This window comes from Nostoc sp. DSM 114161 (assembly GCF_052692665.1).
In genome coordinates this window covers 4020939-4034066 of record NZ_CP195141.1, presented here as the reverse complement: position 1 = coordinate 4034066, position 13128 = coordinate 4020939, and the positions used below count along the sequence as shown (strand labels likewise).

At 43.4% G+C, this 13128-nt stretch carries 14 protein-coding genes; 11 read left to right on the top strand and 3 right to left on the bottom strand.

Annotation, left to right across the window (positions count from 1 at the left end; translation table 11 throughout):
* Nucleotides 1-128 precede the first annotated feature (128 nt).
* Nucleotides 129-1733, bottom strand: coding sequence for a methionine--tRNA ligase (metG, locus tag NSTC745_RS17545; RefSeq protein WP_445638281.1), 1605 nt, complete (start codon nt 1731-1733; stop codon nt 129-131).
* A 381-nt stretch (nt 1734-2114) separates the two neighbouring features.
* On the opposite strand from metG, the gene NSTC745_RS17540 reads away from it, so the two are divergent.
* From NSTC745_RS17540 to NSTC745_RS17525, 4 genes are all read left to right on the top strand, one after another.
* Nucleotides 2115-2837 (top strand): lysophospholipid acyltransferase family protein, encoded by a 723-nt coding sequence (locus NSTC745_RS17540; RefSeq protein WP_445638280.1) that lies wholly within the window; start codon nt 2115-2117, stop codon nt 2835-2837.
* A 296-nt stretch (nt 2838-3133) separates the two neighbouring features.
* On the top strand, nt 3134-3961 hold the full coding sequence (locus NSTC745_RS17535; RefSeq protein WP_445638279.1) for an alpha/beta fold hydrolase: 828 nt from the start codon (nt 3134-3136) through the stop codon (nt 3959-3961).
* Between the two features lies 1 nt (nt 3962).
* Nucleotides 3963-4313 (top strand): hypothetical protein, encoded by a 351-nt coding sequence (locus tag NSTC745_RS17530; protein ID WP_445638278.1) that lies wholly within the window; start codon nt 3963-3965, stop codon nt 4311-4313.
* 2 nt (nt 4314-4315) lie between these two features.
* Nucleotides 4316-4513, top strand: a complete 198-nt coding sequence (locus NSTC745_RS17525) for a type II toxin-antitoxin system PemK/MazF family toxin (protein ID WP_445638277.1) — start codon at nt 4316-4318, stop codon at nt 4511-4513.
* Nucleotides 4514-4561: 48 nt separating this feature from the next.
* Here the strand turns inward: NSTC745_RS17525 and NSTC745_RS17520 are convergent, their stop codons facing one another.
* Nucleotides 4562-4954, bottom strand: coding sequence for a DUF1308 domain-containing protein (locus tag NSTC745_RS17520; RefSeq protein WP_445638276.1), 393 nt, complete (start codon nt 4952-4954; stop codon nt 4562-4564).
* A 163-nt stretch (nt 4955-5117) separates the two neighbouring features.
* Here NSTC745_RS17520 and NSTC745_RS17515 point away from each other — a divergent pair, with 163 nt between their 5' ends.
* From NSTC745_RS17515 to fabD, 7 genes are all read left to right on the top strand, one after another.
* Nucleotides 5118-6281, top strand: a complete 1164-nt coding sequence (locus NSTC745_RS17515) for a hypothetical protein (protein WP_445638275.1) — start codon at nt 5118-5120, stop codon at nt 6279-6281.
* Nucleotides 6282-6320: 39 nt separating this feature from the next.
* Nucleotides 6321-6626, top strand: coding sequence for a hypothetical protein (locus NSTC745_RS17510; protein WP_445638274.1), 306 nt, complete (start codon nt 6321-6323; stop codon nt 6624-6626).
* A gap of 92 nt (nt 6627-6718) precedes the next feature.
* Nucleotides 6719-8200, top strand: coding sequence for a leucyl aminopeptidase (locus NSTC745_RS17505; RefSeq protein ID WP_445638273.1), 1482 nt, complete (start codon nt 6719-6721; stop codon nt 8198-8200).
* A 261-nt stretch (nt 8201-8461) separates the two neighbouring features.
* Complete coding sequence (plsX, locus tag NSTC745_RS17500) at nt 8462-9484, top strand: phosphate acyltransferase PlsX (protein ID WP_445638272.1); 1023 nt, start codon at nt 8462-8464, stop codon at nt 9482-9484.
* Between the two features lie 175 nt (nt 9485-9659).
* Complete coding sequence (locus NSTC745_RS17495; RefSeq protein WP_445638271.1) at nt 9660-10652, top strand: beta-ketoacyl-ACP synthase III; 993 nt, start codon at nt 9660-9662, stop codon at nt 10650-10652.
* Nucleotides 10640-10834 (top strand): hypothetical protein, encoded by a 195-nt coding sequence (locus NSTC745_RS17490; protein ID WP_445638270.1) that lies wholly within the window; start codon nt 10640-10642, stop codon nt 10832-10834. Before NSTC745_RS17495 ends, NSTC745_RS17490 begins: the two co-directional genes overlap by 13 nt.
* Nucleotides 10835-10859: 25 nt before the next feature.
* Nucleotides 10860-11741, top strand: a complete 882-nt coding sequence (fabD, locus tag NSTC745_RS17485; RefSeq protein WP_445638269.1) for an ACP S-malonyltransferase — start codon at nt 10860-10862, stop codon at nt 11739-11741.
* 165 nt (nt 11742-11906) lie between these two features.
* On the opposite strand, the gene NSTC745_RS17480 is transcribed toward fabD, so the two are convergent.
* Nucleotides 11907-12902 (bottom strand): DnaJ C-terminal domain-containing protein, encoded by a 996-nt coding sequence (locus NSTC745_RS17480; RefSeq protein ID WP_445638268.1) that lies wholly within the window; start codon nt 12900-12902, stop codon nt 11907-11909.
* Between the last annotated feature and the right edge of the window lie 226 nt (nt 12903-13128).

Genomic DNA, 13128 nt, shown 5'->3' with positions numbered 1-13128 from the left:
TACAAATTAACGAGTTTTACATTCTAGTCACAGCGGTTTATGATAATGTTCCGGGGCTAATTAGGCTCAGCCCCGATAAATTTTTACCAGAGAATTAGAAATCGAACAAAATCAGAGTTTGATATGGACTAATCGTTTTTTGGTGGTTCTATGCGCTTAAAAATTGGTTGGGCTTTACCCAACTGTTGTTTGCCAGATAGTACTCCCCATGTTGAATGGGTAGCAAAAGGAGCATTAAAGGAAGTTTGTATTCGATCGTTAAAGTTGATTCCGAAGCCTAGCTGCTGATAAATATCGCTACTGATGTTCGGAATAATTGGAGATAGCAGGTAAGCTGCTAGTCTAACTGATTCTAGAGCTGCATACAGAACTTTTTCGACTTCCTGCTGCTGTCCCTGTTTATATAACGACCAAGGAGCTTGCTCATCAATAAACTTATTACTGGCTTGCACCAGTAAAAGGATGGACTCGCAGGCTTGGCTGAAAGCTAGTTGTTCGTATGCTTCTTTTACCTGTCCCCCCAGACGTAAACCAATTGTTTTTAACGGATTTTCCTCAGAGATTGTTTCGTAGCTGATTGGTGGTACATTATTCTCAGCACAGTATTTTTTGACCATACTCAAGGTGCGATTGAGCAAATTACCTAATTTATCTGCTAAATCTGCATTCAGAGAATTGATGAACCTATTTTCATTAAAGTCGCCATCTTTGCCAAATTCGATTTCCTTAAGGAAGTAATAACGAACGGCATCACTACCATAGCGTTTAACTAGCTCTACAGGATCGAGGGTGTTACCCAGGCTTTTACCCATTTTTTGACCATCTTTGGTTAAAAAGCCGTGTCCAAATACTCGATCTGGCAAAGGTAAACCAGCTGATAAAAGCATTGCTGGCCAGTAAACTGCATGGAAGCGCAGAATATCTTTACCAATTAAATGCAAATTAATTGGCCACCATGTCTCAAGAGCATTTGCTAAAGTTGGTTCGGCATCTGGTTCGAGTAATGCAGTTACATAACCCAGTAGCGCATCAAACCAAACATAAAGGGTGTGCTGGGGATCGGTTGGTACTGGAAAGCCCCAATCTAAATTTACTCGTGAAATTGAAAAGTCTTGCAGACCTTGATTGACAAAGCTTAGGACTTCATTGCGCCGAGTTTCTGGTTGAATAAAATCGGGTTTTAATTGATAAAATTCTGTGAGTTTATTTTGATATTTAGATAGGCGGAAAAAATAGTTTTTTTCGTCTCGCCATTCGACTTCTTTATTGATGTGAATTGGACAACGATGCCCTTCTAAAAGTTCTCGTTCTTCTTTAAATTCTTCACAAGATACGCAGTACCAACCTTGTTGTTGTCCTTGATAGATATCGCCAGATTCCCATACTCGCTCAAAGAATTCTTTAACGATCGCTGCATGACGAGGTGCTGTAGTCCGACTAAAGCGATCGTATTGAATATCAAGCAATTGCCATAAACTCACAAAGCTAGGCACAATTTCATCGCAAAAATCTTGTGGGGCTTTGCCTAAACTTTCTGCCGATCGCTGAATTTTTTGCCCATGCTCATCTGTTCCCGTAATTAATAGTACATTGTGCCCTTGCAATCTTTGAAATCGCGCCACTACATCCGCAGCGATCGTTGTATAAGCGCTGCCTATATGGGGGACATCGTTTACATAATATAAGGGTGTTGTCAGTGCAAATGTCTTTTGTGTTTTATTCACTAGATTCATGCAAAATAAAATCAACTTATTAAAACGTTTTACATCTTAGTTTTGTGAGCAAAACCACGCAATTATATAACATTCCTACGATTTTTTCCAATAACACCTTAATATTAGCAAATTTATCCGGTCAGCAATTGTTTTATAATATGCATTAATTCAAGTGATTTTTCCCTAAAATACAGAAATTTACTATTAAAGAAATTTAGCTAATACTTTTTATTACATAATATTATTGTGTTTAGGAATACATAAATACTCAGAAAAAATCTAACTACCTTTGTAGATTCAGACATTTCTATCTTAAGACGGTCATGGCAGTGGTAAAGAAATGTAAAACTTAAATTAAGATAAACTGCCATATTTACCGGAATATATATTTGATTAGGTATGAGTCTAAATAGTCCGACTCTGATTTCGCAAGCTTTGTTAGCGGGGCTTTCAACACAAATGTTTCGCTATTACGAAGATCGCATTCCGCGAGATGGTAGCGTCTTGGTGGTTAGCAATCACCGCAGCTTTATGGATGCACCGATTTTAATGGCGGCGTTATCGAATCCAATTCGCTTTGCTTGTCATCACTACATGGGACAAGTGCCGATTATGCGAGAGATTGTTACCGGACAATTGGGGTGTTTTCCTTTGGAGGAACCCCAAAACCGCCAACAAAGCTTTTTTGTGCAATCACAAACGCTATTGCAATCTCGGCAAATGGTGGGAGTATTTCCCGAAGGAACAGAACCAATGGTAAAATTTACCGTGCCGAACACAGTTGGTGAATTTCAACGGGGATTTGCTCATTTGGCATTGCGGGCTGATGTGCAGGATTTAGCAATTTTGCCAGTGGCGATCGCTTCAATTGAAGAAGTCAACACTTCTGGTTTTCCCCTCAGGCTGTTGAGTTTATTCGACCCTTCAGAACCTTTATTTAAACAATCAGGTTGGCATCCTTTAGTAGTGTATCGCCGGGTTGCCGTGTTAATTGGTCGCCCTTATTGGATTACGCCTCAACATCAAAAAAGATATCACGGCAAACAAGCCAGAACTGTTGTGGCTGAACTAACCGAATATTGCCACAACGAAATTAGCGACTTATTGAGTCAAGGTTGCTGATGCCATTTTGGATTACCAACAGATAAATTATCTCATCTTGTGGGGTGGGCGTCTCGCCCGCCCAGTTCAGAGGGCGGACAAGATGTCCACCCCACAAAAAAATTCTGATGTTTTTTGATTGGGAAGTCTCTGAATGTCAAGGCTTTGAGTTGCTTGCTGGGAGGGAGTTTTTGCGTCTGGTCACAAGCAGCCAACGATCGACAATCCAAAAGTTTTATACCATTAACTAGTGACCAATGACTAATACTTCTCTACGAGAGGCTACGCCAACGACTCCGCTCAGTACAAAGTGACCAATGACTACCCCAGAAGTTGAACTCAAGCCTTGCTTCCTTACACCGAAACGACTACAACCAGAGTATCCGCTGTTTGTGTATTTACCAGGAATGGATGGAACCGGTCAATTATTGCGATCGCAAACCGCTGGATTAGAAGTTGGCTTTGATGTCCGCTGTTTTGCCATTCCCCGAAAAGACCTCACCAGCTGGGATGTGCTAGCGAACAGTGTATTAGACTTAATCCACGCCGAATTAGAAAAAAGTTCCCACAGACCAGTTTACTTGTGTGGTGAATCCTTTGGCGGTTGCTTGGCGATGAAAGTTGCAATCAAAGCACCGCAGCTATTTAAACGAATTATTTTAATTAATCCAGCTTCCGCCTTTCACCTTCGTCCTTTTTTGAATTGGGCATCGCAAATTACTTACTTAGTCCCATCTGGATTATATGATGTTGGCGCACTGGGGTTATTGCCCTTTTTAGCATCTTTGCCACGAATTTCTCGCAGCGATCGCCATGAATTATTAAGAACTATGCGTTCTGTACCGCCAGAAACCGTTCATTGGCGATTGTCTTTACTGCGGGAGTTTGAAATTGATGAAGAGAAATTGCGCCAATTAAAGCAGCCAGTTTTGTTAATTGCTGGTGGTAGCGATCGCCTTTTGCCTTCTGTAACTGAAGCCAAGCGCTTAGGGAATATCATACCAAATACCGAGATTGTAGTGCTGCCCGAATGCGGACATGCTTGTTTGCTAGAGCAAGATATTAATCTCTATGAAATTCTCAAAGCTAACGACTTTCTAGAAAATAAAGCTGATACTGTTACAGAGCAAGAGGTGAGAGGATAGAGTGAGGAGCGATCGCCTACAATCAGCAGCATCTAATCATTGTTCGAGAAAGTATACAAAAGTTAGTGCGATCCCACTCGTAGTTCTTAAAGCTGAAAGATATATTTTTGGAGACAATGAAATGCTTACTCTCAAAGAGTTAGTTATTAAAGAACTAGAAAATCTTAATGAAGAACAACTTAGACAAGTTGGGGATTTTCTTGCTTTTATTAAATTCCGTAGCCGTGTAGCTAGCTGGCAAGTAGATACAGATAAAATAGCTACTCTATACAATGAATTTGCACAAGAAGATCGAATACTTGCTGAAGAAGGATTGGATGAATATGCCAAACTCTTGAAACAAGAAGACTAAGAATGGCTATCAAACGAGGTGAGGTATGGTTGGCAGACCTAAACCCAACCAGAGGTTCTGAACAAGGAGGTACTCGACCTGTTATTGTTTTTCAGAATGAAATAATTTCTCAATTTTCAACTACTGTCATAATCATCCCCTTAACTAGTAATTTACGCCGTGCTTCTTTGCCAACATGTCTATTAATTCAGAGTTTATAAGTACTTAAAAGATAAGGTGCAATAGTAATTTGCATGGTTAGTTTCCTGTTAAAGGCAAGGCTGATGGATATACACATTAAACTTTACACCCTGAGAAAGTGTTGCTCTGACCGCTTTAGCATCTGCTGTCATTGTCACAATGCCTAACCGATCCCCTGTTCCTAAAATGATGATATTATTAGCGCCCAGACTCCTAGTCGGCTGTAAGTTTAGGGCTAGAGTAGAGGGTTCGTCAGGTATGATATTTAATCTTTGCATTAATCTACTTGCTCTTGCTTGTTCTGATAGTCCCCCTGAGCATTGAATAATATCGGTAACTTCTTTCAAAGCTGTTTGAGTTATTACCATTTGTTGTCCTTGTACATATTGTCGTAATTCATAGCGTACAGGTGAGCCTTCAGAAATAAACGCAAACACAGTACCTGTGTTTATATTGACCATTTAAACGTCATACTCAATAGAGTTATTTTAAAGGAGTGACATATCTTTTGATAAAAGGTCAGAGGAATTTTTAATCCATAACTTGTACTTGTCGAGGGATGTTAAGCCGATGGCAATCCGCTACAAAATAACATAGAGAGCCTTTAGAGAATGGTGTATAGCAATGACAGATCGAACCCAAGAAATAGAAGCAAAAAAATTAGTTAATTCATCGACAGAAACAAACAAAGTAAAAATTCAACCTCAATCATCTGTTGAAAATCAACCTTTTATATTAGAGTCTTTTGCTAAAACTGTTGCTGAGACTGGTAAAGCAGTTTTAGACACAGCAATAGCTGTAGGACAAGCAGCAACTAAACAAACGCACAAGCTAATTGAACAAACAACTCAAACCAGCGGTTCAGTTGTAAATTACCTGAGCGATAATTGGCTGATTAGAAAACTATCTGGAGTATTAAATCTCAATTGGCTATTTGGTGCCACTGATAATGTTGATTTAGAAAAAGCAGAAGTGGCAGTTAAAAAACTCAAGGAAAAGTATCCCAACGAATCACCCAGCCAAATTGCTCACCGCATCATGATGGACAAAGCAGCAAGAGCCGGTGGGATTGGTTTGGCAACGAGTATTTTACCAGGATTTGCACTGACATTTTTAGCAATTGATTTAGCAGCCACAACAAAATTGCAGTCAGAAATGGTTTATGAAATTGCATCTGACTATGGGCTAGATTTAAAAGATCCTGCCCGCAGAGGTGAAGTTTTAGCAATTTTTGGTTTGGCTTTGGGTGGAGGGCGTCTTTTGAAAGCTGCGGGATTAGGCTTGTTACGAAATGTGCCCTTTGCGGGTGCAGCGATCGCCGCTAGTTCAAATGCAACAATGATCTATTCACTGGGATATGCTGCTTGTCGATTTTACGAAGCCAAATTAGATGAATCAACTTCCCTTAATTCTCCAGAGACATTGGCAACATTAAAACAACAAAGTGAAGAGTATCTGCAAAGTGCCATCGCTCAACAAGCCGTCATGGATCAAATTTTAGTTCACACGATCCTCGCCAGCCATCCCGAAAAAACTTGGCAAGAAATTTTGCCACAATTGCAAGCTGCAAATTTAAGCTCTGCGTCCCTAAAAGCCATTGCCGAAAACATCAAATCACCCAAGCCTTTAGATACACTCCTTAATCAGCTAAGCCGTGATTTTGCCATACCATTGTTAGCTCAGTGTCGCAAAATTGCCCAGGTTGACAACCAGATTACACCAGCTGAACAGGAAATAATAGACGCGATCGCCAACAAATTTGATTTGGGCACGGGGCAGGGGGCATAGGGCATAGGGCATTGGGCATGGGGCATAGCGAATGAGTCTTTGATACTCGCCGATGAGTCTTTAATACTCGCCGACGAGTCTTTAATACTCGCCGACGAGTCTTTAATACTCGCCGACGAGTCTTTGATACTCGTGAATGAGTCTTTGATACTCGTGAATGAGTCTTTAATACTCGTGAATGAGTCTTTGATACTCGCCGACGAGTCTTTGATACTCGTGAATGAGTCTTTGATACTCGCCGACGAGTCTTTAATACTCGCCGACGAGTCTTTAATACTCGCGAATGAGTCTTTAATACTCGCCGACGAGTCTTTGAACTCTACATTTATATACCCCAATGCCTAATGCCCAATGCCCCATGCCCAATGCCCAATGCCCAATGCCCAAATTTTGAGCAATACTGGTACAAGAACGAATATATTAGATAAAATCCCGCAATGAAAATTCAACCTAGTGATACGCCTTTGCTAGAGTGGACAGGCGATAGTCTGGCAATTGGATTATTTGAAGATGGAGTAGAGTTAACCGGAGAACTGGCAAATTTAGATCGACAATTTTCCGGAGTCTTGAAAGAACTGATTGCTGAAGAGGAATTTAAAGGGAAAGCCAATAGCACGATTTTTACCCGTGTGAGTGGTAATAGCCCAGTGCGTAAATTGATTGTGGTAGGTTTAGGAAAACCAGAAGCACTCAAATTAGACACACTGCGACGCGCTGCGGCTGCGGTAGCTAGGGCAGCCAAAAAGCAAAAAAGCAAAATTCTCGGTTTGAGTTTTCCATTATGGAATAACGATCCTGAGGGAAGTGCCCAAGCGATCGCTGAAGGTGTAGAATTAGCACTCTACCAAGATGTTCGCTTTAAATCAGAACCCGAAGAGAAAGCGCCACAAATAGAAACCGTAGAATTACTAGGTTTTGGCGGACAAGAAGCAGCCATCAACCGCGCTCATCAAATAGTTTCTGGGGTAATTCTGGCACGGCAATTAGTAGCAGCCCCAGCTAATGCAGTAACACCGATTACCTTAGCAGAAACAGCCCAGGCGATCGCCAACGAACACGGTTTACAACTGCAAATTCTGGAACGAGAAGAGTGTGAAAAGTTGGGTATGGGTGCTTTTTTGGGAGTAGCCCAAGCTTCCGATTTGCCGCCGAAATTCATTCACCTGACTTACAAACCAGAAGGTACGCCCAAAAAGAAACTCGCAATTATTGGCAAAGGTTTAACCTTCGACTCCGGCGGACTTAACATTAAAGGTGCTGGCAGTGGTATTGAAACCATGAAAATTGATATGGGTGGTGCGGCTGCAACCTTGGGTGCGGCAAAAGCGATCGCTCAACTCAAGCCAGATTCCGAAGTACACTTTATCTCAGCGGCGACCGAAAACATGATTAGCGGTCACGCCATGCACCCAGGAGACATTCTCACAGCATCAAACGGCAAAACAATCGAAGTCAACAACACCGACGCTGAAGGACGTTTGACCCTAGCAGATGCCCTAGTGTATGCCGACAAATTGGAATTAGATGCGATCGTTGATTTAGCCACCCTCACAGGGGCCAACGTCATCGCATTGGGCGACGATATTGCTGGCTTATATACTCCCGATGATGCAGTAGCTTCCCAGTTGGAAAAAGCTGCCCAAACTTCAGGAGAAAAGATTTGGCGGATGCCAATGGAAGAAAAATATTTTGAAGGGCTAAAATCTGGCATTGCCGACATGAAAAACACCGGTCCCCGTCCAGGTGGAGCCATTACCGCTGCCCTTTTCCTCAAAGAATTCGTTAAACAAACCCCTTGGGCGCACTTAGACATAGCCGGCCCAGTGTGGACAGATAAAGAAAACGGCTACAACAGCTCCGGGGCAACCGGTTACGGCGTTCGGACGCTGGTTAACTGGGTATTGGCAGCTGGCGAATAGGGACTGGGGAGTGTGGGGAGTGTGGGGAGTGTGGGGGGAAAGATTTCCTCCCCATCCTCCCACACCTCCCACACCTCCCTCTCCTCCCACACCTCCCACACTCCTCGCTTGCCCAATCCCCAATCCCCAATTTCGTGCTATCTTGGGCTAGCCACAAAAAAATGTTGCAAAATTAACAAAAGTATTTGGCTATCTCGAAAGTTAAGCTTTTTGGGCAAAGCCATCTGGTAAAATTTGTAAGGTTTCTAGAAGCTCTAAGCAATGGCATCGACTCGTGTACGGATCGCAATTGACGCAATGGGAGGGGATCGCGCACCCGGTGAAATTGTTGCTGGCGCATTGCGAGCAAGAGAAGAATTGGGTGTAGATATATTGTTGGTCGGCGATCCCCAACAAATTGAAGCTGCCTTACCTCCAAAAACAAATTTAGGGCAGGTGGAAATCGTGACCGCACAGGAAGCGATCGCGATGGATGAGGAGCCTTTAAACGCAGTTAGACGCAAACGCAACGCTTCTATTAATGTGGCGATGGATTTGGTCAAGCAGCAACAGGCAGATGCGGTATTTTCAGCAGGTCACTCTGGCGCAGCTATGGCATCCGCTTTGCTCCGCTTAGGACGATTACCAGGAGTTGACCGCCCAGCCATTGGGACTGTTTTTCCAACCATTGTTGCTGGTAAACCAGTGCTAGTACTTGATGTCGGCGCAAATGTAGATTGCCGTCCGAAGTTTTTAGAACAGTTTGCTGTCATGGGGTCGGCTTACAGTCGGTATGTCTTAGGTACAAATGAACCTAAGGTGGGTTTGTTAAATATCGGTGAAGAAGACTCTAAGGGCAATGATGCAGCCGTCCGCGCCCACCAACTGCTACGAGAAAATTCCCAAATTAATTTTATTGGCAATGCCGAAGGGCGCGACGTGCTTTCCGGTCATTTTGATGTAATTGTCTGTGATGGCTTTGTTGGCAATGTCTTATTAAAATTTGCCGAAGCTGTCGGAGAAGTAATTCTGCAAATCTTAAAGGAAGAATTACCCCAAGGATTACACGGTCAAATCGGCTCAGCACTCTTAAAACCAAACCTCAAGCGCATCAAGCAGCGCATGGATCACGCAGAACACGGCGGCGCTTTGCTCTTAGGCGTTGCAGGAGTTTGCTTGATCGGTCACGGTAGCTCACAAGCACCATCAATTTTTAATGCAATTCGCATGGCAAAAGAAGCTGTTGACAACCAGGTACTGCAAAGAATCCAGTCCCAATACACCCTAGAGCGGGAGAACGGTTAGTCATTAGTTATTAGTCATTGGTCATTGGTCATTGGTCATTAGTCATTAGTTAAAAGCAACAAATATGAATAATGACAAAAGGCAAAGTCACATTAGACAAATAACAAAGGACGAATGACGAAGGACAAATAACAAACGACAAATGACAAAAAGCTGATAGCTGGAGAGATTAGGTGTGCATAACTTAGGTATATCAATTACAGGAAGTGGCTCAGCAGTACCAGCAACTTCCCTACACAACCAGAGATTGACCGAACTGGTTGAAACATCCGACGAATGGATTACCACAAGAACTGGAATTTGTCAACGGCGAATAGCACTACCATCCGAGTCATTGAGTGTACTCGCTACAGAGGCCAGCAATCGGGCGATCGCAGCTGCGGGAATTAAACCAGAAGACCTAGATCTGATTTTGCTTGCGACTTCTACCCCTGAGGATTTGTTTGGTAGTGCTTGTCAAGTCCAGGCTAAATTGGGAGCGACCAAAGCAGTGGCCTTTGACTTGACGGCAGCTTGCTCAGGCTTTGTATTTGGACTGATTACAGCAGCCCAATACATCAGAACCGGTGTCTATCAAAATGTACTGTTGATAGGAGCAGATATCCTCTCTCGTTGGGTAGATTGGCAAGATCGGCGCACTTGTGTACTATTCGGTGATGGTGCAGGGGCAGTGGTATTGCAGGCATCCAAGAGCGATCGCTTACTAGGTTTTGCCCTCAAAAGTGATGGTACTCAAAACCATTACCTCAACCTTAGCTATACAGGCTCATCCCAAGAACTGCTTCCTGGTATAAATGTCACGAAAGGCGCTTACCAACCCATTAGTATGAACGGCAAAGAAGTCTACCGCTTCGCCGTCCAAAAAGTGCCAGAAATCATTGACAAAGCGTTGTTTCAAGCTAACCTGACTGTTGACCGCATCGATTGGCTAATTCTACATCAAGCCAATCAGCGGATTATTGATGCCGTTGCCCAACGCCTCAATATCCCAGAACAAAAAGTTATTAGTAATCTCGCCCACTATGGCAATACCTCCGCTGCTTCCATCCCCCTAGCTTTAGATGAAGCAGTGCGCCAAGGCAAAATTAAACCCAATCACATCGTTGCTACATCCGGCTTTGGTGCCGGTCTTACATGGGGTGCAGCAATTTTTGAATGGGGAAAATAGGGATTGGGGACTGGGGACTGGTGACTGGGGACTGGGGACTGGGGAGTGTGGGGAGTGTGGGGAGTGTGGGGGGAAAGAAAATTTATGCTTCCCCATCTTCTTCTGTTCCCACACCTCCCACACCTCCCTCTCCTCCCACACCTCCCACACCTCATCAATGCCCAATGCCCAATGACCAATGACCAATGACCACTGACTAAATGACCAATGACTAAAACTGCATGGGTGTTTCCCGGACAAGGTTCCCAAGCACTGGGAATGGGAATAGATTTATTAGATATACCTGCCGCTAAAGACAAATTTGACCAGGCTGAGGCAATTTTAGGTTGGTCTGTGACGGAAATTTGTCAAACACAAGAAGAAAAATTGTCACAGACGCTATATACTCAGCCAAGCCTTTACGTAGTAGAAAGCATTCTTGCTGACCTTCTCCGGGAACGAGGGCATCAACCAGATTTAGTTGCTGGACACAGTTTGGGAGAATATGTTGCCCTTTATATTGCGGGTGTCTTTGAGTGGTCAGCTGGTTTATATCTAGTGAAGCGCCGTGCAGAACTCATGGATAGTGCCTCTGGTGGTATGATGGCAGCCCTAATAAATTTTGACAGCGAACAGTTGGAAAAAGTCATTGCCGAAACGCCTGATGTAGTAGTGGCAAATGACAACAGTCAGGCTCAAGTGGTGATATCAGGCACAGCTGAGGCTGTACAAGCGGTGATGTCTCAAGTAAAAGCTAAACGTGCTATTCCTTTAAAAGTCTCTGGGGCATTTCATTCACATTTAGTTGCGGCAGCGGCGGCTGAATTTCAAGATATTTTGCAATCTGTGGAATTTCAGCCAGCTGTTGTTCCAGTTTTATCGAATATAGAACCAATTCCGTCTATTGATGCTGAAATTTTGAAGCAGCGCCTCAACCAACAAATGACTGGTTCGGTACGTTGGCGAGAAATTTCTCTGCAATTACCAGCCAACGGCATCGAGCAAGTAATAGAAATTGGGCCTGGTAAAGTTCTAACTGGCTTAATTAAACGTACTAGCCCTGACTTAATCCTAAAAAACATCAATACTGCTGCTGATTTGCCTGTTTGATTTTTTGAAAGGATGTTTTAAAAAGAAGAATTCAGAATTGGTGAATTCAGGAATCAGAATCAATGCGATCGCTTAAGGAGCAAACTTGTTGAAAACCTGCCTATAGCGCTGATGTTACGTCTATAGGCAGGCTTTGTTTCGACAGGTGCTTGATAATAACTTTTCTTACAGCTTGACTTGGGACAAATGACTGCGGGGATTATAAGTACGTATAGCCCTGATTTTTTCATAATACTCCCGCTCCTGTTGGCTGAGGTCTTTTGGTGGGGCGATCGCCACCTTCACCAACTGATCGCCGCGTCCGCCCTTGGGGAGAGGCCAACCTTTGCCACGCAACCGCAGTGATTGACCAGAACGCACACCTGCTGGTAACTTGACATTAACCATACCATCTGGTGTGGGTACATCAATAGATGCTCCCAGCGTTGCTTCATCTGGCGTAATTGCCACTTCGCAAACCAAATTATCGCCTTCCATTTGGAAGAACGAGTGCGGTTGAAGTTCGACTTTTAAGTATAAATCCCCCCGCTGTTGAGTCATGGGGTTAATTTGACCTTTACCCCGCACGCGTAGGCGAGTACCAGTTTTAGCCCCAGCTGGGATGCGAACATCAATTGTTTCATTGCCTAAACTAAAACGCTTTTGCACGCCCTGAAATGCTTCACCGAAAGTTAAAGTTATAGCAGCTTCACTATCTTGGGCAGTACCAGCGCCTGCATCTTGAAATCCATAATCGCCAAACCCACCAAAACCACTAGGGGCACCTGTGGAAGTGCGGTAAGAATAGCTTTGTCGCCCACCGCGGGGATTACCACCACCAAAGCGTCCTAGTAACTCGTTAATAAACTCATCAAAATTGCCGTATTGACTGAAGTCAAAACCGCCCATATCGACACCAGGGCCGCCAGACGGGAAACCTTGACCAGCTTGTTTCCAATATTGACCGAATTGGTCGTATTTTTGGCGTTTATCTGGGTCTGAGACGACTTCGTAGGCTTCGTTAATTTCTTTAAACCGTGCCTCAGCCTGTTTGTTACCTGGATTTACATCAGGATGATATTTGCGGGCTAGTTTCCGAAAGGCTTGTTTAATTTCCTCTTGACTGGCAGTCTTACTAACCCCCAAAATTGCGTAATAGTCTTTGAAGTCGGTTGCAGCCATTCTACCAGCCTCCTATATAAATTTACGTTATGTTTTTTAAGATAAGAGATATTTAGTTTGCCAGGTATAATGCCAAGCAAAAAGAATCTGACTTTAAATTAACAAAGAATATACAAAATCAAGTGTGGTTCTTGCTCGCTAGGCGATCGCGATTTCCGTACTTTGAAGAAGTGGGGGGATGGGGAGATGGGGAGATGGGGAGATGGGAAAAGGTTAAAGGGAAAAG

What these genes read in the sequence shown, in the direction of transcription:
- metG (WP_445638281.1), bottom strand. Translation starts at nt 1,733, where the DNA reads ATGAATCTAGTGAATAAAACACAAAAGACATTTGCACTGACAACACCC.
- NSTC745_RS17540 (WP_445638280.1), top strand. Translation starts at nt 2,115, where the DNA reads ATGAGTCTAAATAGTCCGACTCTGATTTCGCAAGCTTTGTTAGCGGGG.
- NSTC745_RS17535 (WP_445638279.1), top strand. Translation starts at nt 3,134, where the DNA reads ATGACTACCCCAGAAGTTGAACTCAAGCCTTGCTTCCTTACACCGAAA.
- NSTC745_RS17525 (WP_445638277.1), top strand. Translation starts at nt 4,316, where the DNA reads ATGGCTATCAAACGAGGTGAGGTATGGTTGGCAGACCTAAACCCAACC.
- NSTC745_RS17520 (WP_445638276.1), bottom strand. Translation starts at nt 4,954, where the DNA reads ATGGTCAATATAAACACAGGTACTGTGTTTGCGTTTATTTCTGAAGGC.
- NSTC745_RS17515 (WP_445638275.1), top strand. Translation starts at nt 5,118, where the DNA reads ATGACAGATCGAACCCAAGAAATAGAAGCAAAAAAATTAGTTAATTCA.
- NSTC745_RS17505 (WP_445638273.1), top strand. Translation starts at nt 6,719, where the DNA reads ATGAAAATTCAACCTAGTGATACGCCTTTGCTAGAGTGGACAGGCGAT.
- plsX (WP_445638272.1), top strand. Translation starts at nt 8,462, where the DNA reads ATGGCATCGACTCGTGTACGGATCGCAATTGACGCAATGGGAGGGGAT.
- NSTC745_RS17490 (WP_445638270.1), top strand. Translation starts at nt 10,640, where the DNA reads ATGGGGAAAATAGGGATTGGGGACTGGGGACTGGTGACTGGGGACTGG.
- fabD (WP_445638269.1), top strand. Translation starts at nt 10,860, where the DNA reads ATGACTAAAACTGCATGGGTGTTTCCCGGACAAGGTTCCCAAGCACTG.
- NSTC745_RS17480 (WP_445638268.1), bottom strand. Translation starts at nt 12,902, where the DNA reads ATGGCTGCAACCGACTTCAAAGACTATTACGCAATTTTGGGGGTTAGT.